Annotated in this window: 20 protein-coding genes, 7 tRNA genes and 3 rRNA genes; 1 reads left to right on the forward strand and 29 read right to left on the reverse strand. The window is 49.0% G+C overall.

All coding sequences use genetic code 11. From position 1 onward, the window contains the following. Positions 1-9: 9 nt before the first annotated feature. From AC1MEO_RS12465 to AC1MEO_RS12525, 13 genes are all read right to left on the reverse strand, one after another. On the reverse strand, positions 10-354 hold the full coding sequence (locus AC1MEO_RS12465) for a DUF3307 domain-containing protein (protein ID WP_480330900.1): 345 nt from the start codon (positions 352-354) through the stop codon (positions 10-12). Next, positions 351-1,502, reverse strand: a complete 1,152-nt coding sequence (locus tag AC1MEO_RS12470; protein WP_480330902.1) for an HD-GYP domain-containing protein — start codon at positions 1,500-1,502, stop codon at positions 351-353. Before AC1MEO_RS12470 ends, AC1MEO_RS12465 begins: the two co-directional genes overlap by 4 nt. A gap of 185 nt (positions 1,503-1,687) precedes the next feature. Continuing rightward, the gene (locus AC1MEO_RS12475; RefSeq protein ID WP_480330904.1) at positions 1,688-2,164 is read right to left on the reverse strand and encodes an SRPBCC family protein; all 477 of its coding nucleotides are present in this window, start codon (positions 2,162-2,164) and stop codon (positions 1,688-1,690) included. Between the two features lie 326 nt (positions 2,165-2,490). After that, entirely contained in the window at positions 2,491-3,309 is an 819-nt protein-coding gene (locus AC1MEO_RS12480) for an STAS domain-containing protein (RefSeq protein ID WP_480330906.1), read from the reverse strand. A 320-nt stretch (positions 3,310-3,629) separates the two neighbouring features. Next, entirely contained in the window at positions 3,630-5,432 is a 1,803-nt protein-coding gene (gene glmS / locus AC1MEO_RS12485; RefSeq protein WP_480330908.1) for a glutamine--fructose-6-phosphate transaminase (isomerizing), read from the reverse strand. A gap of 549 nt (positions 5,433-5,981) precedes the next feature. Then, positions 5,982-7,331, reverse strand: a complete 1,350-nt coding sequence (gene glmM, locus AC1MEO_RS12490; RefSeq protein ID WP_480330910.1) for a phosphoglucosamine mutase — start codon at positions 7,329-7,331, stop codon at positions 5,982-5,984. A 99-nt stretch (positions 7,332-7,430) separates the two neighbouring features. Further along, the gene (locus AC1MEO_RS12495) at positions 7,431-8,411 is read right to left on the reverse strand and encodes a CdaR family protein (RefSeq protein WP_480330912.1); all 981 of its coding nucleotides are present in this window, start codon (positions 8,409-8,411) and stop codon (positions 7,431-7,433) included. Next, positions 8,404-9,240 (reverse strand): diadenylate cyclase CdaA, encoded by an 837-nt coding sequence (cdaA, locus tag AC1MEO_RS12500; protein WP_480330914.1) that lies wholly within the window; start codon positions 9,238-9,240, stop codon positions 8,404-8,406. Before cdaA ends, AC1MEO_RS12495 begins: the two co-directional genes overlap by 8 nt. Before the next feature lie 103 nt (positions 9,241-9,343). Further along, on the reverse strand, positions 9,344-9,979 hold the full coding sequence (locus AC1MEO_RS12505) for a zf-HC2 domain-containing protein (RefSeq protein ID WP_480330916.1): 636 nt from the start codon (positions 9,977-9,979) through the stop codon (positions 9,344-9,346). A gap of 12 nt (positions 9,980-9,991) precedes the next feature. Then, positions 9,992-10,555, reverse strand: a complete 564-nt coding sequence (gene sigW / locus AC1MEO_RS12510; RefSeq protein WP_215101094.1) for an RNA polymerase sigma factor SigW — start codon at positions 10,553-10,555, stop codon at positions 9,992-9,994. Positions 10,556-10,747: 192 nt separating this feature from the next. Then, entirely contained in the window at positions 10,748-11,656 is a 909-nt protein-coding gene (rocF, locus tag AC1MEO_RS12515) for an arginase (RefSeq protein WP_480330918.1), read from the reverse strand. Between the two features lie 70 nt (positions 11,657-11,726). After that, positions 11,727-12,290: a GNAT family N-acetyltransferase gene (locus AC1MEO_RS12520; RefSeq protein WP_480330920.1), complete on the reverse strand. Its 564-nt coding sequence runs from the start codon at positions 12,288-12,290 to the stop codon at positions 11,727-11,729. Between the two features lie 14 nt (positions 12,291-12,304). Next, positions 12,305-13,186: a LysR family transcriptional regulator gene (locus AC1MEO_RS12525; RefSeq protein ID WP_480330922.1), complete on the reverse strand. Its 882-nt coding sequence runs from the start codon at positions 13,184-13,186 to the stop codon at positions 12,305-12,307. A 105-nt stretch (positions 13,187-13,291) separates the two neighbouring features. Here AC1MEO_RS12525 and AC1MEO_RS12530 point away from each other — a divergent pair, with 105 nt between their 5' ends. Beyond that, on the forward strand, positions 13,292-14,371 hold the full coding sequence (locus AC1MEO_RS12530) for a citrate synthase/methylcitrate synthase (protein WP_480330924.1): 1,080 nt from the start codon (positions 13,292-13,294) through the stop codon (positions 14,369-14,371). Between the two features lie 70 nt (positions 14,372-14,441). Here the strand turns inward: AC1MEO_RS12530 and AC1MEO_RS12535 are convergent. The 16 genes from AC1MEO_RS12535 to truA all read right to left on the reverse strand — a co-directional run bounded on the left by AC1MEO_RS12535 (position 14,442) and on the right by truA (position 24,904). Next, a tRNA-Ala gene (locus AC1MEO_RS12535) sits at positions 14,442-14,514 on the reverse strand. A gap of 29 nt (positions 14,515-14,543) precedes the next feature. After that, a tRNA-Lys gene (locus AC1MEO_RS12540) sits at positions 14,544-14,616 on the reverse strand. An 11-nt stretch (positions 14,617-14,627) separates the two neighbouring features. Continuing rightward, positions 14,628-14,702 (reverse strand) — tRNA-Gln (locus AC1MEO_RS12545). 19 nt (positions 14,703-14,721) lie between these two features. Then, a tRNA-Tyr gene (locus AC1MEO_RS12550) sits at positions 14,722-14,805 on the reverse strand. 19 nt (positions 14,806-14,824) lie between these two features. Continuing rightward, positions 14,825-14,900 (reverse strand) — tRNA-Val (locus AC1MEO_RS12555). A gap of 8 nt (positions 14,901-14,908) precedes the next feature. After that, positions 14,909-14,983, reverse strand: a tRNA-Glu gene (locus tag AC1MEO_RS12560). Positions 14,984-15,039: 56 nt separating this feature from the next. After that, a tRNA-Thr gene (locus AC1MEO_RS12565) sits at positions 15,040-15,112 on the reverse strand. A gap of 42 nt (positions 15,113-15,154) precedes the next feature. Continuing rightward, positions 15,155-15,270, reverse strand: a 5S ribosomal RNA gene (gene rrf / locus AC1MEO_RS12570). 75 nt (positions 15,271-15,345) lie between these two features. Then, positions 15,346-18,277: ribosomal RNA gene (locus tag AC1MEO_RS12575) — 23S ribosomal RNA — on the reverse strand. Positions 18,278-18,476: 199 nt separating this feature from the next. Next, positions 18,477-20,028: ribosomal RNA gene (locus AC1MEO_RS12580) — 16S ribosomal RNA — on the reverse strand. Together the 16S, 23S and 5S rRNA genes with 7 tRNA genes alongside form the textbook arrangement of a ribosomal RNA operon. Before the next feature lie 415 nt (positions 20,029-20,443). Continuing rightward, positions 20,444-21,127 carry a KinB-signaling pathway activation protein gene (locus AC1MEO_RS12585; protein ID WP_480330926.1) on the reverse strand — a complete coding sequence of 228 codons (684 nt, stop codon included), beginning with the start codon at positions 21,125-21,127 and terminating at the stop codon, positions 20,444-20,446. 193 nt (positions 21,128-21,320) lie between these two features. Further along, positions 21,321-22,385 (reverse strand): Mrp/NBP35 family ATP-binding protein, encoded by a 1,065-nt coding sequence (locus AC1MEO_RS12590; protein ID WP_480330928.1) that lies wholly within the window; start codon positions 22,383-22,385, stop codon positions 21,321-21,323. Between the two features lie 174 nt (positions 22,386-22,559). Then, on the reverse strand, positions 22,560-22,994 hold the full coding sequence (locus AC1MEO_RS12595) for a VOC family protein (protein ID WP_480330930.1): 435 nt from the start codon (positions 22,992-22,994) through the stop codon (positions 22,560-22,562). Positions 22,995-23,105: 111 nt separating this feature from the next. Next, positions 23,106-23,498 carry a 30S ribosomal protein S9 gene (gene rpsI / locus AC1MEO_RS12600; RefSeq protein WP_058386707.1) on the reverse strand — a complete coding sequence of 131 codons (393 nt, stop codon included), beginning with the start codon at positions 23,496-23,498 and terminating at the stop codon, positions 23,106-23,108. Positions 23,499-23,527: 29 nt separating this feature from the next. Beyond that, entirely contained in the window at positions 23,528-23,965 is a 438-nt protein-coding gene (gene rplM / locus AC1MEO_RS12605; protein WP_480330932.1) for a 50S ribosomal protein L13, read from the reverse strand. A 195-nt stretch (positions 23,966-24,160) separates the two neighbouring features. Next, the gene (gene truA, locus AC1MEO_RS12610) at positions 24,161-24,904 is read right to left on the reverse strand and encodes a tRNA pseudouridine(38-40) synthase TruA (protein ID WP_480330934.1); all 744 of its coding nucleotides are present in this window, start codon (positions 24,902-24,904) and stop codon (positions 24,161-24,163) included. Positions 24,905-24,906: the final 2 nt, after the last annotated feature.

Below are 24,906 nucleotides of genomic sequence, written 5' to 3' on the forward strand. Positions count from 1 at the left end.
TGTTCACTCCTAAGAAATCACGATGGCAATGGCAAGCAAAATGAGATGGAAAATCTGGTCCGCCACGATGGACAGCCAGACCTTTTCCGGTCCTTTAGCCGTCTGGACCCGATGGACCCAAAACAGCACAAAGCCTTTCCGGTCCAGGATGATGTGGCCGACGAAAACGATTGCCAGAGCAGGCAGGGACAGTCCGCCTGAGAGGATGCCGAACACCGCGATGACGGCTGTATAAATAGAGACATGCGTCAATAACGGCAGCCATTTAGTGGCTTTGTGTTTGGCCATCCAGCCTGTCTGCAGCAGGAAATCTCCGATCAGGTGGCCGATCAATAATACGTCAAACTGGCTCATAGCCGGTAGCCTCTCCCGTGTTGCTCTTCGTATATCTCCAATCTGTAGTCGCAGCCCGCCAGAATTCCAGCGAAGGCATCCACTACCTGGCCATCGAATAGGGTGTCCCGGCAGCGGATCAGTTCTTCCGCTCCCAAACGGAACGACAGGCCTTTGCTGTAGGAACGTGCCGTGGTCATGGCGTCAAACGCATCCGCTACGCCGACGATCCGCGCGAATAAGGGGATGTCGTCCCCAGCCAAGCCATGCGGATAGCCGGTGCCGTCAAGCCGTTCATGATGGGACAGCGCAGTTTCAATCGCGTGTACCATGGCGTCTTTCGGTTCCATATTGGATAGGATGTCTGCTCCGATGACGGTATGCTGCTTGATGGCTGCGTATTCTTCCCCCGTCAATCGTCCAGGCTTTCGGAGGATGTCATCCGCTACGGCGATTTTCCCGATATCGTGCAATAAAGCCGCTTTGTACAATTCTTCACAGCGATGTGCATCAAAGCCGAGCTTTTGGGCGATCCACAGCGAATATTTCGCCACCCGCTCCGAATGTCCTGCCGTATAAGGGTCACGCGCGTCCAGCACCTTCGCCAGCGTGCGGATCATGCTCAGCAGCATGCGCTGCAGTTCGTCGTACATCTGGCTGTTGTGGAGCGCCAGTGCGGATTGATTGGCGAGTGCCACTGCCAGGCTGATGTCCTGTTCGGAGAAAAACGCGATGTCTTTTTTATTGAGCAGCTGCAAAGCACCCAGCACCTTGCCTTTGACCGCCAAGGGAACCGTGATCATCGACTCCGTCACAAAACCGCTGGAATGGTCCACGCGATGGGCCCAGTCAGGATTCACCGCTACGTTTTCGATGAGCTGGGCCTCGCCCGTTTCGATCACTTTGCCGACAATGCCTTCACCCAGTTCCAGCTTGATGTTGAGGATATCGGACGCAGAAGGCCCGTACGCCGCTGAGGCCTTGATCTTTTGCTGCTCTTTGTTCAGCACCCACAAGGTCCCCGCTTCCGCACCGACGACCTGCACCATCTGCAGCAGGATGCTTTCAAGAACTTCTTCCATTTCTAAATTAGAATTCAATTGCTTTGATGCTTCCAGCAAGGCCACCAGTTCCTGAACCTTGAATTCCAAATCCGTTAATTGTGTCATGGATTTCCTCCGATAGCTATAATAATCAAAAATGATTTATTTTATACTAGTTTTATTGTTTCTTGTCGATCATATCCTTTACTTTATCGTTATGCAATATTATCCATATACTTTATTTTTTATTACATCAATCTACTAAAAAACCCGCAATCCCTCCGCTTTACGGGAGATTGCGGGTTTTTCGGTTAGGCTGTTTCAAGCAGCTGCTTCAAGTTCTCAAACATCCTGCTCCAGCCTTCTTTGCTTTGGCTGCTGTATTCTTCGCCGGCCTTTTTGATGTCTTCTGCTGTCCAGCCTTCTTCATGCGGCACTGTGATTTCCTGGACAAACGCCATTTCGCAAGCGTTCTGCACCATGGAAATCCATACTGTGACGCGGTCTTCAGCGTCGTTGAACTGCGGCATCTGGAAGCTGAACATCAGCTTATGCGGCGGCTTCAATTCCAGGTATTCACCGATCGCGCGGTAATCGGTGCCTTCCCGGCGGTCGACGATTTCCCAGCTGCCGCCTGCGCGCAGGGAATTTCTTGTTACTTGGTTGGTGGCTTCAGTCGTGAACAGCCATTTTTTCATCAGTTCCGGGTTGGTCCAGGCTTCGTACACTGCTTTGTCGCTGGCATCGAAACGGCGCGCCATGGATAACACGACAGTTGAAGTCGTCATCTAGATCATCCTTTCTGAATGGGAATAGACAAGCTGACGGTCTTTATTGCCACCAGTGTAACGCAGAATTTTTCCTCAGGCAATATCAGTTTCTTTCAGAATATCCATTGCCTTAGCTTCTGTTCAATTAGCTCTTAATCTGGAGCCCTGTAAGATTTCATGCAATCAATTTCTTTTCTCAGTTTTCACTATTTCAATAAACCATTAAGTTTGATGGTTGCACTTCATCCTCCCCAAAACTTTACCGTTTCGAACAAAAAATCACCCTTGCAAATTAACCTGCAGGAGTGATTTTTTCAGTTCTATTCTACATCATGATCTTTAAGCTAGCTTACGCTTTCCAGCGCCTGCTTCACCGTCGCATAGGCATCCGTCTCCAGCATATCGATTCCGCTGTAGACGATGGTCTGGACAAGGTCTGGGCGCAATCCGGCGATGACCACGTGGATGCCCATCAATTGAAGGGTGCCGCCGATCTGCTGGAGAGACTGCGCAATATGGGCGTCGATGGTCAGGACACCCGAAAAATCCGTGATGACATGATTAACATTCATTTCCGCGATTCTCGGAATGACATTGTTCATGATATGGGCAATCCGGTAGCTGTCGATGACGCCGATCAAAGGCAGCACCACAACATCATCAAGAACCGGCACGATCGGCGCTGACAGATTGAGCAGCTCCATCTGGGTTTCTGCCTGATAGCGCTCCGACAGCCGCTCAAAAGCGTAGAAGGTTTCAGTTAAACTGACATCCAGTATGGCGTCGATGCCTCTGGTCGCTTTGGCGTTTTCCACAACGCTCAAACCGAACTGCAGGCTGAGCCGTGTAAAAATCTCTGAAAACACCTGGCGCGTCGGCGGATACCGAACGACGATCTCCGAAATCTTGCCGCCCGAAGCCACCTGCATTTCGGCATTCTTTTTGCTCCACTCGATCAATGAATCCGGCACGTCAATGCGCTCGGCTTCCGGAAGAGACTGCCCGAAAAAACCGAGAAGTTCCACGTACATGCTGGCGGCCTGTTGTTTTTCCCAGTCGGGAATATCCAGGTTCATCTCCTGTACAACTGATTCAACCACTTCCGCTGATAAGGATTCAGCGTTTTCACTTATGTATCGGGAAAAGTCATTAAACGAAGACATTCAATTCACACCTTTTTCTTTATGTTGCATTAAGTATACCATTTGGCACAGGACAAGATGGAAAATCCAAAGCGTTTGTTTGTCCATTTTCTAAAAGAATAGGGATTAATAATTCATAGAATTCTCCTTCCACATCCCCTATTAATTATATTGAAAAAAATTATTTGCGCATGTTTTTGGAATATGAAGCGCAAATTTATTGCCGCTCCTCCAACCTTTCTTTCATTCATTTTCTTCTTTTTATCCTGTTAAAAAAGAAAAAAACCCCTTCGGAATTTAAATCCAAAGGGGTGAAGCTGTTCAGCCAAAAGCTGACTTTATTATTCTACTGTTACAGATTTCGCAAGGTTGCGCGGCTTGTCCACGTCGCAGTCGCGGTGAAGCGCTGCGTAATAGCTGATCAACTGCATCGGGATGACCGACACAAGCGGTGACAGCAATTCGTTGACTTTCGGAAGCACCAGGCTGTCGCCTTCTTCCTGCAAGCCTTCCATTGAAATGATGCAAGTGTGCGCGCCGCGTGCCGCAACTTCTTTAACGTTTCCGCGGATGTTCAAATTAACCGCTTCTTGTGTCGCAAGTGCGATAACCGGTGTGCCTTCTTCAATCAAAGCAATCGTTCCGTGCTTCAACTCGCCTCCGGCAAAGCCTTCTGCCTGGATGTATGAAATTTCTTTCAATTTCAACGAGCCTTCCAGTCCGACGAAATAATCCATAACGCGGCCGATAAAGAAACAATTGCGTGTTGTAGACAGGTAGTCTGCAGCAATCTTTTCCATTTCTTCTTTAGAATCGACTTGTGCCTGAATGGCATTCGCAACGATTCCCAGCTCCTGCACCAAATCAAAACCAATATCGATGCCGCGCGCTTCCGCTGTTACTGCACCCAAGATCGACAACACAGCCAATTGCGCTGTGTAGGCTTTTGTCGAAGCAACCGCGATTTCAGGGCCTGCATACAACAATAAGGTATGGTCAGACTCACGTGACAAAGTAGATCCCGCAACGTTCGTGATGGTCAATGAAGCATGGCCCATCTCTTTGATCTTCACCAATACCTGGCGGCTGTCCGCTGTTTCCCCTGATTGGGAAATAAAGATGAACAACGGTTTTTCAGACAGCAGGGGCATGTTGTAGCCGAATTCGCTTGAAACATGCACTTCAACCGGGATACCCGCTAATTTCTCGATGTATTCCTTGCCGATCAATCCTGCATGATAGCTCGTTCCTGCCGCGATGATATGGATGCGGTCAGCAGCCTGCATCGCTTCCAGGATTTCCGGATTGATGGTCAATTTATCATTTTCATCCTGATATGCTTGAATAATTTTACGGACAACCGCTGGCTGCTCGTCAATTTCCTTCAGCATATAATGAGGGTACGTTCCTTTTTCGATGTCGCTCATGTCGATTTCTGCAGTGAATGGCAGACGGCTTACGGTTTCGCCTTCCAATGTCAAAATTTCCACACTGTCTTTGCGGACAATGACGATTTCCTTATCCATCAATTCAACAAACTGGTCTGTCAATTGAAGCATCGCCATTGCATCAGATGCAATAACATTGAAATCTTCGCCAAGTCCTACAAGCAACGGGCTTTTGTTTTTCGCCACGAAAATCGTTTCCTCTTCTTCCGCGTCCAATAATGCAATCGCGTATGAACCCTTCAGTAAAGTAAGGGCTTTGCTGAAAGCATCCTGTGTTGTCTGGCCTTCTTCAACAAATTTGCCGATCAACTGTACGATGATTTCTGTATCTGTATCTGACTCCATTACCACGCCAGCCAAGTAATCGCGTTGGATGTGGTGATAGTTTTCAATCACGCCGTTATGGACGATCGTGAAGCGGTCAGATGTATTCTGGTGCGGGTGAGCGTTGGCGCGGTTCGGCTTGCCATGAGTCGCCCAGCGTGTATGCCCGATTCCTGTAGTGCCCATTACGTCTTCTTCCACAACGCCGCGCAAATCCACAATGCGCCCTTTTTCCTTAAAGACCGTTACGCCTTTGCCGTTGCGTACAGCAATTCCTGCTGAATCATAACCGCGGTATTCCAAGCGCTCCAAGCCTTTCAATAAAATTTCTTTCGAGTCGTTTTCTCCAATATACCCAACAATTCCACACATAGTCTAATTCCTCCGTTTTCTAAAATCAAAATGAGTGTTTGTCTGTTTCCTAAACACTTCTGCTTGAGCCCGTCCATCTTGTTGTCCAATCGATCACTCGATTGTTTTAAGAATGGACATAACGACCGGGCTTCACGGCCGGAAGGGATCCGCCGAAATCTCGATACTCCTTCTCCTCGTCTACTGAAGATGACTGGTCCGTCCGATTTCTTCAGTACAGGCGCTATAATTTTCTTCCTCGCACTTAGCTCTATCCCCCTTTTTCTGCGGTCGTAAACCGACTCTATCATCATACAGCCTTCGCACAATCCCGTCAATTAAAGCATATAATTACTTAGGTATTTATAACCATTAATTTCCTTTAAGTTTCATTTCTTCCTTTTTTTATATTTTGTCCTCTAAAAAACTTAAAAAATCCGTTTCTATAAGACGCTTCGGGGATGCTTCACGCAGAAAAGCGCAACTGCTTTGCAAAATACCCGTTACAAGATTCAATATAAAAAAGACCGTAAGCAAAAATGCTTACGGTCTCTAAATTAATGTATTCGATTAGCTCAAGCCCATTTCGCTGCGGACAACTTCCGCAATGCGCTCTACATAGCGTTCACAGTCTTCCGCAGAAGCTGCTTCCACCATGACACGCACCAATGGCTCCGTACCGGATGGGCGCACAAGCACGCGGCCATTGCCGTTCATTTCAGTTTCAACTTCCGCAATAACAGCTGCCACTTTGGCGTTGTCTGTTACGGCATGTTTATCCGTCACACGAATATTCACAAGTTTTTGAGGGAAGATGGTCATTTCAGAAGCCAGCTCAGACAATTTCTTGCCGGTGATCTTCATGATATTGACCAGCTGCAGGCCAGTCAATAAGCCGTCACCCGTTGTATTGTAATCCAGGAAAATAATATGGCCAGATTGCTCGCCGCCCAGGTTATAGTCATTTTTCTTCATTTCTTCCACTACATAACGATCGCCGACAGCCGTTTTGTTGCTCTTCATGCCGTGGCTTTCCAATGCTTTATAAAAGCCCATATTGCTCATGACAGTCGAAACCACTGTATCTTTTTTCAAGCGTCCCTCTGAATGCAGATGCTTGGCACAAATGTACATGATTTGATCGCCATCAACGATTTGGCCTTTTTCATCCACTGCAATCAGGCGATCGCCGTCGCCGTCGAATGCCAGTCCGATATCCGCGCCTTTGGCAAGAACCAGCTCCGCTAATTTCTCAGGGTGTGTAGAACCTACTCCGGCGTTGATGTTCAAGCCGTTCGGTGAAGCTCCCATTGAGGTGATGTCTGCATCCAGGTCCGCAAATACATGCGTCGCCAGTGTAGAAGTCGCACCATGAGCACAATCTAATGCTACATGGACACCATCGAATTCTTCATCGACTGTCTGCTTCAGGTACTGAAGGTACTTCTGGCCGCCTTCGAAATAATCCGTAATGCTGCCAAGGTCGCCTCCAGTTGGGCGCGGCAAGTTATCTTCATTGCTGTCAAGCAAAGCTTCGATTTCCGCTTCCTGTGCATCCGACAGTTTAAAGCCATCCGAACCGAAGAATTTAATGCCGTTGTCTTCTACAGGATTGTGTGAAGCCGAAATCATGACGCCTGCTTCAGCACTCATCACGCGTGTTAAATAAGAAACGCCTGGCGTACTGATGACGCCGAGGCGCATAACTTCCGCTCCTACAGAAAGCAGTCCGGCAGCCAAAGCGCCTTCCAGCATCTCGCCTGAAATCCGTGTATCGCGGCCAATCAGCACTTTCGGTTTGTCTTTTGCACTTTTCGTTAAGATATATCCGCCAATGCGCCCTAATTTAAAGGCCAGTTCAGGTGTCAGCTCGCTATTGGCGACTCCCCGTACTCCATCTGTTCCAAAATATTTTCCCATTCTACTATTCGCTCCTTCAATCAGTTGCTTCTGATTGTTTTAGTTAAGCTTTCGCTTTTTTTTTATTTTATGCCTTTATGGCGCTAAACTGTCAGTTGTTTAGGGATTCTCGGAACTTTCCGGAATCAACGCATCCTCATCAACCACTGTCTCCGCTTCCACCATGACTTGCCCTGGTGAAACCGTTGAAGTGCCTGAAGGAACTTCCAATTCGATTTCCACTGTGCTGTCTTCAGCCGTAACACTCGCGGCATCGACTTCGATGACATATTCGGTGATTTCGTCCACCACTGTTTTCGGACCGAAAATCCGGACTTCTTCAGTGGATGTGCTCCAGTCGTTGATGGTGATGCCTGCACGGGCTTCACCGGTCGGCTCAAGCCTTACCGGCACCACTTTGCTGTATTCAACGACTTCGACATCCACTTCAACTTCCTCTGGTTCGATCTCCGCATCTTCCAGCTTCGTCAAATCCTCAGCCAATACACGGACACGGGCAGCTGTGGTAAAGGATTCCTTCACTCCCTGCTCTCCGGAGACCGTTGCTTTGACAAAGCTGATGGCATCAATCATGCTTTTCGGGCCAGTCACAGTGACGGTTTCCGGTTCGACAACCACACTATCCAGAATAAACCCTTCTGCCAGCATCCGTTCATTCACTTCCGGATCGACGCGGAATTCCTGTGATACCCGCTCTTCGATCACCACATTAACAAAAGCTGGATCGACTCGGACATTTAATTGTTCAGATAAATTTTCAGTTTGGATCGGGACTTGATGCTCTCCCATCGGCAAATTGCGCAAATCCACAAATAACGTAAAATCTTCTAATTGGCGAGCCGTCTGGACGATACTGACAGGGCCATTCAAGTGAAGATCCGCTGTTTTCGGCACACCGCTGACCATCAGGGTATTGTCATGGTATACCTCAATTTCCACATCTTCAATCACTTCCGAGGTCCGGCTATTGTCCGTCGTCCCTGTGGAGCTATCTTCCGCCTGCACGGAGAAGAATAAAAGGAGGGCCAACAGCAGCGCCGTAATCCGTAAAAACCAGCGATTGTCCATCATTTTATCCATTCTTTTTCCCCCTCCAATTCCACCAGGAAAGAGCGACTTCCTGCTGTTCTGCTCCGAACCAGATCCGGCGCAGCTTCACTTCGAAGTCTTCAAGTGACAAATTGCGGTGCAAATCGCCATTTGCCGTCAGGCTGATGGCGCCTGTTTCCTCCGATACGATAATCGTGATCGCGTCGGTCACTTCACTGATGCCGAGAGCGGCACGATGGCGCGTTCCCAGCTCTTTTGAAATGAACGGACTTTCAGACAGCGGCAAATAACAAGCCGCTGCGGCAATCCGGTTTTTTTGGACAATCACCGCTCCGTCGTGCAGCGGTGTATTCGGGATGAACAAATTGATCATCAATTCAGACGTAATATCCGAGTTCATCGGAATGCCGGTCTCAATGTATTCGCTCAAACCCGTTTCGCGTTCAATCGATATCAATGCCCCGATTCGCCGTTTTGCCATATAGCTGACGGATTTGGACATTGCTTCGATCAACCGGTTGCGTTCAGACTCCTCATTCAGCGTACTGCTGGAGAATAGCTTGCCGCGGCCGAGCTGTTCAAGTGCACGGCGCAGCTCCGGCTGAAAGATGATGATGATGGCCAGGAAGCCCCATTCGAGCACCTGCTGCATAATCCATCCCAGTGTTTCCAGGTTGAGTGCCTGTGTTACGAGGCGTGCAATAATAATGACAAAGATCCCTTTCAGCAATTGAACAGCCTTCGTTCCCTTGATGACGGTGATCAATTTATAGATAACGAACCAAACTAATAAAACATCGATGATATTCCCTAGAAGTCCGAATGGTGTTTGGTCTGTTAAATTTTCCAAAAAAGGCATCTGCAACCCTCGCTTTTCTACATCTGCATATGCATTTAGTATATCATAAGTGAATTGGGCTTGCCTTCATAGAAAAAACCCATCCTTTAGGAGAGGATGGGTTTTACTCTTTTGTTTGGCTGCCATCTTCATCAAAAATAGCGGCCGCGTCTTTAAAACCGTTTTTAAGGGTATACCACAGCCATTCGAAAGCTTTATCGATTTCTTCAATTTCACCGGTAATGACACCGCTCGATGCCATGTATTGGCCGTTGACAATCGTCACGTCTCCTTGAAGCTCGCCCTCAACACGCAGATCGCCATTGCGCACTGTCAAATCACCGACCACTGTCTGTCCTTCAGGAACAATCACAGTCTGTCCTTCCACCACCAGATTCGGTTGCTTGGTAAAAGAAAACTGCTGGTCATCATTGAAGTTCGTAAACAGCGCCGCGCTCATCAACACGCAGAACAATGCGGCAGCTGCAAGCATCGGATGTCTTCTGAACCACCGCTGGACACCTGCCCGCTGTTTTTCTTTCGGCAGCCGTTCCATGGTCTTCTGGACAAAATCGGAAGGTGCCTGCATATGTGATGCACTTTGGACAAATGCAATAGTTTTGCTTAATGCCTGGTATAGCTTTCTGCAATCGCTGCAGCTTTCCAGGTGTTCTCTTAGTTGTCTTTCATCGCTTGGACTGATATCCCCATCGAGGTAATCGTCCATTAGATGAATCACGTTTTCCGGACACGCATTCATCGCGCTCGCCTCCTACAAATTGCTCAATTGCTTGCGAAGAGCTTCTCGCCCTCTGTGGATACGCGTTTTCACCGTACCCAACGGCAAATCCAGGATTTCACTGATTTCCGCCAGCGGCAATTCTTCAATATACTTTAATACAATTGCGGCACGGTACTTATCCGGCAAGCGGCTGATTTCGTACTGCACCCGCTCCTGCACTTCCATCCGCATCAACTCTTCTTCCGGAAGCTCATCATCATTGGCAATTTTCGAATACATGTTCAAGCCTTCCGTTCCGCGCACTTCAGCATCGAGGTGATAGTCCGGCTTTTTCTTCCGGATCCGGTCGATGCACAGATTGGTGGCGATGCGGTACAGCCAGGTCGAAAACTTCCGCTTCTGATCAAACGTGTGGATGTTAACATAAGCGCGCATAAAAGCTTCCTGAGCAATATCTTCCGCTTCCTGCTTGTTGCCAAGCATCCGGTAGCAAATCTGATACAGCTGATGCTGGTAAAGCTCCACGATTTCGGCGAATGCGTTCTGATCGCCTTTTAATACTTTAGCTATTCGTTTATTGACTAACGCATCCATGATTTCATTTCCCTCCGCCTATGCGGCTGTACTTTATATACGTCCCTTGCCTCTAAAAGTTTCAATTATTTTTTCTTATTCTATCGTATCAGACAATACCCAAATAAATCCAACTAATTTTGTGACGTTTTCAATATGAAGAGGTTCCCTATTTAACGGCATAAAAAAAAACAGGCTTTCGCCTGTCTTTGATTACAATAATTTTTCGCCGAATAGGGAACCAATCAATGCCACAGCTACGTCAGCAGTCCGGTTTTTCTCATCCAGAATCGGATTGACTTCCACAAACTCAGCAGAAGTGATGATGTTTGCATCAAACAGCATTTCCATCGCCAAATGGCTCTCCCGGTAGCTGATGCCGCCTGGAACCGGTGTGCCGACGCCCGGTGTGTAGATTGGATCGATGCCGTCAAGATCCAATGACAAGTGGACAGCATCTGTATTGCGTTCTTCTTTTAAGTAATGGATGGCATCTTCGATAACTGCATTCATGCCCATTTTATCGATTTCGTGCATGCTGTAGACACGGATGCCAAGTTCTTTGATCAATTGGCGTTCGCCAGGGTCAACTGAGCGCGCACCGATGATGACGATATTTTCAGGCTTCACTTTTGGTGAATAGCCGCGGATATTCGTCAGTTTTTCGTGGCCAAGCCCGAAGCTTGCCGCAAGCGGCATGCCGTGGATATTGCCGGATGGTGAAGTATCACTGGTGTTCATGTCCGCATGTGCGTCATACCAGATGACACCCAGATTTTCGTGGCGTTCAGAAATCCCGGAAAGTGTACCGATGGCAATGCTGTGGTCACCGCCCAATACCAATGGGAAATTACCCGCTTCGGCCACTTCAAATACTTTATCGCCCAGCGCTTCTGTCGCTTCCGTAATCGCTTTCAAATTACGCAGATTCGTTGATGTATCGACGCTGCCATCTGCCTTGCCGATCTGGATATCGCCTTCGTCCATAACAGTATGGCCCAAGTCTTCAATGCGGTCTACCACTCCAGCATAACGGATCGCGCTTGGCCCCATGTCGACGCCACGGCGATTTTGCCCGTGGTCCATTGGAACTCCGATAATAGATATATTTAATTTATTCATTATTTTATACCTCCTTAGCAAGATAGATTCATTGTAACCGCTAAGGTCTCATTGGCTCAACCTTACAAAATCAGGTATATTTATTCACTTTTTTCGCAAGGTCTTTTTTCACTTTCGGCCAGTCCCGATCAATAATGGAATACACCACTGCATCTCTCGGCTTACCGGTCGAGCGGATGCGTTCATTGCGCAGTACGCCTTCTTTTACAGCTCCGATGCGTTCAATGGCCTTTTGTGAAGGGATATTTTCGGCATCCGTTTTAAATTGAACACGGATCATGCCGCGCTCTTCAAAACAATAACTCAGCAAAGCGCGTTTGACTGCCGTATTGACATGCGTCCGCTGAGCCGACTGCGCGTAAAAAGTGGCGCCGATTTCACAGCTTTTATGGGTCTCGTCAATTGCATATATACGCGTTGTTCCCAGAATATCGCCCGTTCCCGGGTTTTCCACTGCAAAAATAAGGACATTCGATTGGTTCAGACCCGCTTCCAGCCACGTCACCATATCCTCAAAAACCTCGACTTTATTGAGCATGTGCTCAAATATTTTCGGCGTATACAAAGCCCATAGCGCTTCAAAATCATCCCTCTTCAATAAACGCAAACGAACACCATCCGATTCAATAATCATTCCATCTTCTCCTTTTAAGTAAAATATACCGATTGGATGCGCTGCATAAACTCCTGTTCCAGCGTACCCATATGCTTGGTTAAAAAATAGGTAGAGACTTTAGGCAAAGAGAACAAGTCAAAATGCACTTCCATCAGGCGACCTTCAACCAGCTCGCGCCGCACCATCGACTTGGGCAAAAAAGATGCACCTAAGCCTTCTTGTATAAACCGTTTGGCAATATGCGCCTGCGTCACTTTCATGGTCCGGATGCCGGGCACATGCAGACGCAGCTTTCCTAACAGCTCTTCCCAGAAAACCGGATGATGGTGTGTAAACAATACCGACGTCCGCAGAGCCTTCTCCACTGAAACTGCCGGGCCCGTCTCATCATCATAAGCATCTCTCGGCAGGATGAACAACAGTGGGTCATCATAAACTATAAGCTGCGCAATGCCGCGACCGATTGGCGGCATTGCAGAAATCCCAGCGGACACTTGCTCCGACTCGACCAAGGCCTCAATCTGTTCGGATTCTTCCACGCGAATCACCAGTTCGACTTCGGGGTGCTGTCCTGTAAAGGATTTTAGTACATAAGGCAAAATTGTTTCTGCCATCAAAGGGGAAATCGCCAAGGTCCATTTTTTGCGGTAGCCCTGCGCGAAGGAATGCAGTTCTTCAACGCTGTCATCCAGCTGTTCCAAGACTTTTTCCGCTCTTTCCTTAAAATACCGTCCTTCCTCGGTCAACGACACCCGGTTATGGCTGCGTTTGAACAAAAGAAGGCCCAGACTTTCTTCCAGCAACCGGATATGGACAGTGACACTTGGCTGGGACATCATCAAGCGTTCCGAGCTCATTCTGAAATTCAAGGTTTCTGAAGCATCCACGAAGGTTCTCAACCACTGGACTTCCATGACATCCCTCATCTCGATTACTATTCTTAATTGTCTCAATTATATATCTTTATTTTTTTTTATCAAATCAGAGGAGTAAACTAAAAGAAAAAGGAGGAATTTCACATGTTTCAGCCAGGATTGAAAGGTGTAGTAGCTGTTCAAACTGCCATTGCCTCTGTTGATGGAGAACGGGGAGAACTGCGCTACCGGGGGCAATTGGTGGAAAGTGTTATAGAAGGCAGGTCGTTCGAAGAAACTGCTTATTTTCTCTGGCATGGCCAGTGGCCCGATGCTCCGCAGTTGCAACAGCTTCAGCAACAATTGACCAACTGCCGGGAATTGCCGGCACATATTGTCCGCATCGCTCAGCTGCTGCCAAAAGAAACCTCTTTAATGGATGCCATGCGGACACTGGTATCCGCTTATCCCGATGCCAAATTCCAAGCCTTGTCTTCTGCAGAACAAGCGATTGCACTGACAGCCGCACTGCCGGTGATGACCGCTCTTTTTTACCGCCTTCAAAACGGGCAGGAGCCGATTGCGCCGCGAGCTAATTTGGGGCATACTGCCAACTACCTGTGGATGATCAACGGACAGGAGCCGACTGCTGCACAGACGGAAGCGCTCGAGACTTATTTGAAATTGACGATGGAGCATGGCATGAACGCTTCGACTTTTGCAGCCCGCGTCACCATCTCCACCAAGTCCGATCTCGTATCTGCCGTGACGTCAGCCCTCGGCACCATGAAAGGCCCGCTTCACGGAGGTGCGCCATCCGGTGTCATTGACCTGCTCGATCGAATGAAATCTGAAGACCGCATTGATGCTGTGATTTCAGAAAAACTGGACCGAGGAGAAAAGATCATGGGATTCGGCCACCGTGTCTACCGGACAGAAGACCCCCGATCGGTTGTCCTCCGTAAGAAATGCCTGGATCTGCAAGGAGAAGATCCATGGCTCGACTTGGCGGCTACTGCCGAGGCTCGCATCATCGAGCTGCTGAACGAGCGCAAACCGGGACGCGCGCTCTATACCAATGTGGAGTTCTATGCAGCGGCCATCATGAGGTCGATTGCCATGCCGACAGGGTTGTTCACACCGACCTTCAGCATCGCCCGCATTATCGGATGGACCGCACACGCACTGGAACAACAGGAGAATAACGTCATTTTCCGCCCACAATCGGAATATATCGGAACCTAAAAAAAAGCCGTATCCAAATTAATGGATACGGCTTTTTTACACATGGATAGTACAAATACACATGGAACAATGGAGCCTAGGGGGCTCGAACCCCTGACCTCGTCACTGCCAGCGACGCGCTCTCCCAGCTGAGCTAAGGCCCCGCGCTGAACAGGCGCAAGGAATTTGAAAATGAGCCATGAAGGATTCGAACCTTCGACCCTCTGATTAAAAGTCAGATGCTCTACCAGCTGAGCTAATGGCTCATAGTAAAAAATGGCTGGGGTACCTGGATTCGAACCAGGGCATGACGGGATCAAAACCCGTTGCCTTACCGCTTGGCTATACCCCATTGCTAGATATAAGAAAACTGGTGGTGGGGGGCAGATTCGAACTGCCGAACCCGAAGGAGCGGATTTACAGTCCGCCGCGTTTAGCCACTTCGCTACCCCACCGTATGAATTTACGAAAAAATGGTGGAGGATGACGGGATCGAACCGCCGACCCTCTGCTTGTAAGGCAGATGCTCTCCCAGCTGAGCTAATCCTCCATAAAAATTGGTGACCCCTACGGGATTCGAACCCGTGTTACCGCCGTGAAAGGGCGGTGTCTTAACCGCTTGACCAAGGGGCCTTGGTTAAAATAAATATGTTTAACTTCCTGCTAATAAACTCCTAAAAGAAAACAAAAGCTTCCAACCGGATTCGAACCGGTGACCTCTTCCTTACCATGGAAGCACTCTACCTGCTGAGCTATGGAAGCAAGGTAAAAGAATCATTAGGTACAAAAAATAAACATAGAATAGCCCAGCGACGTCCTACTCTCACAGGGGGAGACCCCCAACTACCATCGGCGCAAAAGAGCTTAACTGCCGTGTTCGGGATGGGAACGGGTGTGGCCTCTTTGCCATCATCACTGGACTATTTTTTGCTTGAGCTTGTTCGCTCAAAACTGGATACACGACATTGATTCCATGCAAGAATCCGTACGGTTGTTTGGTTAAGTCCTCGATCGATTAGTATTCGTCAGCTGCACGTGTCGCCACGCTTCCACCTCGAACCTATCTACCTCATCGTCTTTGAGGGATCTTACTTGCTTGCGCAATGGGAAATCTCATCTTGAGGGGGGCTTCGTGCTTAGATGCTTTCAGCACTTATCCCGGCCACACATAGCTACCCAGCGATGCCCTTGGCAGAACAACTGGTACACCAGCGGTGTGTCCATCCCGGTCCTCTCGTACTAAGGACAGCTCCTCTCAAATTTCCTGCGCCCGCGACGGATAGGGACCGAACTGTCTCACGACGTTCTGAACCCAGCTCGCGTACCGCTTTAATGGGCGAACAGCCCAACCCTTGGGACCGACTACAGCCCCAGGATGCGATGAGCCGACATCGAGGTGCCAAACCTCCCCGTCGATGTGGACTCTTGGGGGAGATAAGCCTGTTATCCCCGGGGTAGCTTTTATCCGTTGAGCGATGGCCCTTCCATGCGGAACCACCGGATCACTAAGCCCGTCTTTCGACCCTGCTCGACCTGTACGTCTCGCAGTCAAGCTCCCTTCTGCCTTTACACTCTGCGAATGATTTCCAACCATTCTGAGGGAACCTTTGGGCGCCTCCGTTACTCTTTAGGAGGCGACCGCCCCAGTCAAACTGCCCGCCTGACACTGTCTCCCACCCCGATCAGGGGTGTGGGTTAGAATTTCAATACAACCAGGGTAGTATCCCACTGACGCCTCCCCCGAAGCTGGCGCTCCGGGCTCAAAGGCTCCTACCTATCCTGTACAAGTTGCACCAAAATTCAATATCAGGCTACAGTAAAGCTCCACGGGGTCTTTCCGTCCTGTCGCGGGTAACCTGCATCTTCACAGGTACTATAATTTCACCGAGTCTCTCGTTGAGACAGTGCCCAGATCGTTACGCCTTTCGTGCGGGTCGGAACTTACCCGACAAGGAATTTCGCTACCTTAGGACCGTTATAGTTACGGCCGCCGTTTACTGGGGCTTCAGTTCGCACCTTCGCTTGCGCTAAGCACTCCCCTTAACCTTCCAGCACCGGGCAGGCGTCAGCCCCTATACGTCACCTTACGGTTTTGCAGAGACCTGTGTTTTTGCTAAACAGTCGCCTGGGCCTATTCACTGCGGCTCTCTCGGGCTATACACCCTACCAGAGCACCCCTTCTCCCGAAGTTACGGGGTCATTTTGCCGAGTTCCTTAACGAGAGTTCACTCGCTCACCTTAGAATTCTCTTCTCGCCTACCTGTGTCGGTTTGCGGTACGGGCACCTCCCGCCTCGCTAGAGGCTTTTCTTGGCAGTGTGAAATCAGGGACTCCGAGGCTAGGCCTCTCGCCATCACAGCTCAACGTATCAGGAATGGGATTTGCCTCATTCCACGCCTCACTGCTTGGACGTGCACAACCAACGGCACGCTCTCCTTATCCTTCTGCGTCCCCCCATTGCTCAAACGGCGGGGAGGTGGTACAGGAATATCAACCTGTTGTCCATCGTCTACGCCTATCGGCCTCGACTTAGGTCCCGACTAACCCTGAGCGGACGAGCCTTCCTCAGGAAACCTTGGGCATTCGGTGGACGGGATTCTCACCCGTCTTTCGTTACTCATACCGGCATTCTCACTTCTAAGCGCTCCACCAGTCCTTGCGGTCTGACTTCAACGCCCTTAGAACGCTCTCCTACCACGGACATCTACGATGTCCATCCACAGCTTCGGTAATCCGTTTAGCCCCGGTACATTTTCGGCGCAGTGTCACTCGACCAGTGAGCTATTACGCACTCTTTAAATGATGGCTGCTTCTAAGCCAACATCCTGGTTGTCTAAGCAACGCCACATCCTTTTCCACTTAACGGATATTTGGGGACCTTAGCTGGTGGTCTGGGCTGTTTCCCTCTTGACTACGGATCTTATCACTCGCAGTCTGACTCCCAAGCATAAATCACTGGCATTCGGAGTTTGTCTGAATTCGGTAACCCGGGATGGGCCCCTAGTCCAAACAGTGCTCTACCTCCAGGATTCTCAATCTTGAGGCTAGCCCTAAAGCTATTTCGGAGAGAACCAGCTATCTCCAGGTTCGATTGGAATTTCTCCGCTACCCACACCTCATCCCCGCACTTTTCAACGTGCGTGGGTTCGGGCCTCCAGTAAGTGTTACCTTACCTTCACCCTGGACATGGGTAGATCACCTGGTTTCGGGTCTACAACTGCATACTCTGGCGCCCTATTCAGACTCGCTTTCGCTGCGGCTCCGCCTTCTCAGCTTAACCTTGCATGCAATCGTAACTCGCCGGTTCATTCTACAAAAGGCACGCCATCACCCATTAACGGGCTTTGACTACTTGTAGGCACACGGTTTCAGGATCTATTTCACTCCCCTTCCGGGGTGCTTTTCACCTTTCCCTCACGGTACTGGTTCACTATCGGTCACTAGGAAGTATTTAGCCTTGGGAGATGGTCCTCCCGGATTCCGACGGAATTTCACGTGTTCCGCCGTACTCAGGATCCACTCTGGAGGGGAAGGGTTTTCGGCTACGGGGCTGTTACCCGCTGCGGCGGACCGTTCCAGGTCGCTTCGCCTAATCCTTCCTTTTGTAACTCCGTATAGAGTGTCCTACAACCCCAAGAGGCAAGCCTCTTGGTTTGGGCTGATCCCGTTTCGCTCGCCGCTACTCAGGGAATCGCATTTGCTTTCTCTTCCTCCAGGTACTTAGATGTTTCAGTTCCCTGGGTCTGCCTTCTCATGTGCTATCAATTCACACATGGATACTGCCCGATTAAAGGCAGCGGGTTCCCCCATTCGGAAATCTCCGGATCACAGCTCACTTACAGCTCCCCGAAGCATATCGGTGTTAGTGCCGTCCTTCTTCGGCTCCTAGTGCCAAGGCATCCACCGTGCGCCCTTTCTAACTTAACCAATGGTCAATTAAAAAGTTGTGGCTCGAAAGCCACGCGTACATGAATTGCTTGCATATATGTTTCAATGTCGTTTTATCCAGTTTTCAAAGAACAAGTGTTGAAAGAATCACAAAAAGGCGTTGCCGCCTGAAGGTGAACCTTCAAAACTGAACGCAAAACGTCAACCCCGGGAAACCCGGTTCCGAATTTATCCTTAGAAAGGAGGTGATCCAGCCGCACCTTCCGATACGGCTACCTTGTTACGACTTCACCCCAATCATCCGTCCCACCTTCGGCGGCTGGCTCCACAAGTGGTTACCTCACCGACTTCGGGTGTTACAAACTCTCGTGGTGTGACGGGCGGTGTGTACAAGGCCCGGGAACGTATTCACCGTGGCATGCTGATCCACGATTACTAGCGATTCCGGCTTCATGCAGGCGAGTTGCAGCCTGCAATCCGAACTGAGAACGGTTTTCTGGGATTGGCTCCCCCTCGCGGGTTGGCAGCCCTTTGTACCGTCCATTGTAGCACGTGTGTAGCCCAGGTCATAAGGGGCATGATGATTTGACGTCATCCCCACCTTCCTCCGGTTTGTCACCGGCAGTCACCTTAGAGTGCCCAACTGAATGCTGGCAACTAAGATCAAGGGTTGCGCTCGTTGCGGGACTTAACCCAACATCTCACGACACGAGCTGACGACAACCATGCACCACCTGTCACCGCTGTCCCCGAAGGGAAAGGCGTATCTCTACACCGGGCAGCGGGATGTCAAGACCTGGTAAGGTTCTTCGCGTTGCTTCGAATTAAACCACATGCTCCACCGCTTGTGCGGGCCCCCGTCAATTCCTTTGAGTTTCAGCCTTGCGGCCGTACTCCCCAGGCGGAGTGCTTAATGCGTTAGCTGCAGCACTAAGGGGCGGAAACCCCCTAACACTTAGCACTCATCGTTTACGGCGTGGACTACCAGGGTATCTAATCCTGTTTGCTCCCCACGCTTTCGCGCCTCAGCGTCAGTTACAGACCAGAAAGTCGCCTTCGCCACTGGTGTTCCTCCACATCTCTACGCATTTCACCGCTACACATGGAATTCCACTTTCCTCTTCTGCACTCAAGTCCTCCAGTTTCCAATGACCCTCCACGGTTGAGCCGTGGGCTTTCACATCAGACTTAAAGGACCGCCTGCGCGCGCTTTACGCCCAATAATTCCGGACAACGCTTGCCACCTACGTATTACCGCGGCTGCTGGCACGTAGTTAGCCGTGGCTTTCTGGTGAGGTACCGTCAAAATGCCAGTAGTTAGTTGGCACGTGTTCTTCCCTCACAACAGAGTTTTACGATCCGAAAACCTTCGTCACTCACGCGGCGTTGCTCCGTCAGACTTTCGTCCATTGCGGAAGATTCCCTACTGCTGCCTCCCGTAGGAGTCTGGGCCGTGTCTCAGTCCCAGTGTGGCCGATCACCCTCTCAGGTCGGCTACGCATCGTCGCCTTGGTGGGCCATTACCCCACCAACTAGCTAATGCGCCGCGGGCCCATCCTGCAGTGACAGCCGAAACCGTCTTTCCGTGCAGCCTCAGGAGAGGCCGCAAACTATTCGGTATTAGCACCGGTTTCCCGGAGTTATCCCGATCTGCAGGGCAGGTTGCCCACGTGTTACTCACCCGTCCGCCGCTGAACCAAATGGAGCAAGCTCCAATGGTTCCGCTCGACTTGCATGTATTAGGCACGCCGCCAGCGTTCGTCCTGAGCCAGGATCAAACTCTCCATTATAGAGAACATTTGACTGCTCTTTGACTTGCTGGCGTACCGTGGTCGTTAGACGCACGGTTCGCTTTGATCTGCATAAGCTGATCAGTAGATTTGCGCGGGCCGTTTTGCGCGGCCGTTGCTGTTTGTTGACGTTTTGCTGTTCAGTTTTCAAGGTTCAAGTTGTTTGCCGCCGTTTCGTTTATGTTGTTCGTTGTTGCTTGGCGACTTTTACTATATTAAAGCATGTTTATATTCCTGTCAACACTTTTACAGAAGTTTTTCTTAAAACTCGCTTTTCCCTTCTGTATTCCTAGTCTCTGATCCTGCACCCTTACTCTTCGCCCTTACAGCCGCCTATGTTTCTTAAGAACCTAGCTCATTTTCACGAAAACAAAAATCATCCACCCGTTGCAATAGAATCAACGGATGAATGATTTTATTTTTTAGAAACTGGCTGCGCTTGCGCTTTTCTTGCCGCACGCCGCTCTTCCAATTTCTGGCGGTCAATATCTGATTGGGCATTGTATTTTGGCAATACCAGCAACTGATAAGCGTTCACTGCCAGGAATGGAAACAGCAATAACGTGACCCAACTGTCGATATTCCCTTCTTCCACCATCAATGCCGGCAGCCATTCTACAGTCGTAATCACGATCATGAAGAACAACGCGGATATAAATGTCTCCTTATTTGTCCATTTCGCTTTAAAGTAAGCTGTCACCACTGCTGTAACAATCAGGATGGCCAGCAGTATTCCATATAACCAGACCTGCTCTGTCGTTTCTGCATTTGGTGCAAATCGGAATAATATTAAATCGGTGACAACCACTACGATGATCAATAGTTGAATCCAGTTCCACAGACGCAATGTGCGGAAAATGTTCATCCCTATTTGATGCACTGTCAAATAGGCAAAGAAACACAATTGGCTGATGATGCTCATCGTCAGGCCGATAATGACCAGCCAGATGAACCCTGCCAGAAACTCGCCCCACTCGCCCGCATTAAATGGCTGCGAAAATACGTCATCCCAGCGAACGAACAAACCGAGCACTCCGGTTACCGCTCCACCAAGTAAAAGTGCTTTCAAAAAAAACTTAACCCAATTTCGTATTGTCAATTGAATGCCTCCGTTATTTAAAGTTCTTTTAAGATTGTACCAACCGCCTATAAAAAAATCCATTCACTGCACAGTATAGATTGTGAACAAACCTTGAAAGTCAGCGCTTTGTTACTGAATTGCCATATCCTATTATAAATCGCCTAAAATAAAAGCCCAGAAACCAATTACGGCTTCCAGGCTGCTCAAGCTTTTATTTTTTATCAGCAAATTGTTTAAGCACTTGCTTCGCGATGTCTTCGTAGATTTTTCCAGTCGGATGGTTTTCCAGGTAGACGGAAGGAGCGAAATCTTCTTCGTTCCAGTCGGGCTGGCCCATTGGAATCTGTCCGAGCAATGGCGTCTGCAATTCTTCTGCAAGCTTTGGTCCGCCGCCTTGTCCAAATAGGTATTCTTTTTTGCCGGACTCTTTGCTTTCGAACCACGACATGTTTTCGATGACTCCTAAAACTTCGTGGTCAGTTTGAAGTGCCATCGCTCCGGCACGCGCTGCAACGAATGCGGCCGTCGGGTGAGGAGTCGTGATGACGATCTCTTTAGAAGCCGGAAGCATCTGGTGGATGTCGAGTGCGACGTCCCCGGTGCCAGGCGGCAGGTCCAATAGAAGGTAATCCAAATCTCCCCACTCTACATCGCGGAAAAATTGGTCAAGCACTTTGCCGAGCATAGGGCCACGCCAAACGACCGGCATATTGTCTTCTACGAAAAAGCCCATTGAAATGACTTTTACGCCGAACCGTTCAACCGGAATGATTGTTTCGCCGCGGACGACCGGCGATTTGTCGATGCCCATCATATCCGGCACACTAAAACCGTAGATATCTGCATCGACCAAGCCGACTTTTTTGCCAAGGCGCGCCAACGCGACCGCCAAGTTGACAGAGACTGTCGATTTGCCTACGCCGCCTTTACCGCTGGCGATCGAAATGAATTCAACTTTGTTGAGTGGAGACAATAGATCCTGCGCTTCTGATTCGTTTGCCGTTCCGCGGAACTGTGCCAACGCTTCAGGAGAGAGCTCTTCAAAGCGGATGCCGACAGAAGCCGCTCCCCCTTCTTTCAATACATCGACGACTTTCATCTGAAGCTGCATTTGTTCAGGCGTGTTGGTTTTGGCGATCGCCACTTTCACACTGACGTGTTTTTTTTCTTCTTTAATCGTTACGGACGTGATGCCGTTCGTTTCCGTCAACGATTTATGTAAAAACGGATCTTCTAAGGTTCCGAGTAATTCGCGCACTTGTACTTCAGTTAACATATCGATACACTCCCCATCAATTTTGCTCACCATAAAGTATAGCACAGCAAATCCTATTTTAAATCTATTCAGTCTCACAAGAAAAACGGTAAAGCCACTCAGCTTCAGAGACATAAGCGATCTGGCAAAGCAGTTTGTCTTCAGCCGAACAGCTAGAGTGGCTCAGCAGACTAATTACGATTCAATTTCCAGCATATCGTTTTCGTCATACGTAAAGTCCGGACCCCACGCTACTTCCCAGTAGTAGCCATCGGGATCTGTAAAGTAGCCTGAATAACCTCCCCAAAAAACATCTTTCGGTTCTTTGGCGATTTTCCCTCCAGCAGCTTTCGCCAGGGCCATCACTCTATCCACTTCTTCTTTTGACTTTGCGTTATACGCTAAGGTAATGCCTGAAAATCCGCTGCCGCTTGGCGGATTTTCCTCATCGATGTCTTTTGCTAATCTCTCCAATGAATACAACTCCAGTTTCGTACCCGAAGAGTTAAAAAACACAATTTCAGGATTATCGCTTTTTTCAGCGGTTTTGAAGCCAAGCCCATCTCTGTAGAACTTTACTGATGTTTTCATATCTTTTACACCCAGGCAAATCAAATTGATCCGGTTCATTTCTAGATCCCTCCCCATTTTCTTCTATATTACCTGTTCAAGCTTCCTTTTGAACATAAAAAAGCACTTTCCGAATTTCTTCGGAAAGTGCTTTGTAAACGAAAATCGAAATTAACGTTTTGAGAACTGAGGTGCACGACGTGCTGATTTAAGACCTGGTTTCTTACGTTCTTTCATACGTGGGTCACGTGTTAACAACCCAGCAGATTTCAACGCAGGACGGAATGCAGGGTCTACAGTAAGTAGAGCACGTGCGATACCGTGACGGATTGCTCCGGCTTGGCCTGTGAATCCACCGCCGTTTACGTTTACTAGGATATCGTAGCTTCCTAGAGTATCCGTAGCAACTAGTGGCTGTTTGATGATTTGTTGTAATGTTTCGTAAGGAACATAGTCCGCTACGTCACGTTTGTTGATTGTAATTGTGCCGTCACCCGGTACTAACCGTACGCGAGCTGTTGAGTTTTTACGACGACCTGTCCCAATATATTGAACTTGTGCCAAAGGTGTATCCTCCTCTAATTTACTAATAATTATCCGCGAAGCTGGTAAATTTCTGGTGTTTGTGCTTGGTGGTTATGTTCTGGGCCAGCATAGACATGCAGCTTTCTGAACGTTTGACGACCTAAAGAGTTTTTTGGAAGCATCCCTTTGATAGCCAATTCAAGCATTTTAGTTGGGTATTTTGTGCGCATTTCAAGTGCAGTACGCTGTTTCAATCCACCGCTGAATTGTGTGTGGCGATAGTAAATTTTGTCCGTAAGCTTTTTCCCTGTAAGGTGAATCTTTTCAGCGTTGATGATGATCACGTGATCGCCAGTGTCAACGTTTGGTGTGAATGTTGGTTTATATTTCCCGCGTAGGATTGAAGCGACTTCAGAAGCTAAACGTCCAAGAGTTTGCCCTTCTGCATCGACAACCAACCATTTACGCTCTACTTCGTGACCCTTAGCCATGAATGTTGTACGCATGTATATTGTCCTCCTAATAAATCGTCTCTTTTTTAACTTGTTTTACAGTGTTCCGCTGTTCCGTTTTTTCGTTATCCCTTAACACTAATAACCTTCCGGGGCATATCGTGGGGGTAATGAAAATACCATACATTATGTTATAACGCCAGCTCTGAAAAGTCAAGGGGTTTTCTAAAAACACCAGGAAAAGTTGCTTCAGCTCCGGTACATCACGCTTTCCAGGTAAAGACCATGTGCCGCTGCTGTTTTTCCAGCGGCGTCCCGGTCAGTGGCAGCCACAATTTCTACAAGTTCCTCTGCCGTTCTTTTGCCGATGCCAACTTCCGTCAACGTTCCCGCAATAATGCGGACCATATTATAGAGGAAGCCGGAACCTTCGATGACCATATGCAGTTCAGTGCCGTGTTCTTCAAAATCAATGCGCCAAATCGTGCGCACTTTGTCGACCACGGCTGTATTCGCTGCACAAAAACTGGAGAAATCATGCGTGCCGATCAAAGCCTGCGCTGCTGCTCTCATGGCATCTACATCAAGCGGCTGCTTAACATGGACCATATAGTTGCGCGTGAACGGGCTGATGATCGGGCTGCGGTCCCATTTGTAGCGATAGGTCTTGCCTGTCGTATGGTAGCGTGCATGAAAAGACTCATCCACCTCTTCGATCGAGCTGACCCGGATGTCTTCCGGCAACAGCACGTTCAAGGCCTTCAGCCATCCGCTCACCGGAATGGAAAACTCCGTGTCAAAATGGATGACCTGACCCGTTGCATGGACTTTGGCATCCGTCCGTCCACTTGCCACCACTTGCTTCACTTTTCCCTTATGGATGGTTTTCAGCACTTTCATTAATTCACGTTGGACCGTACGCGAGTCCGGCTGCACCTGATAGCCTGCAAAACCGGAGCCGTCATAAGCAATCGTCGCTTTTAATCGTTTCATAA

Source organism: Planococcus sp. BI3, from assembly GCF_056680115.1.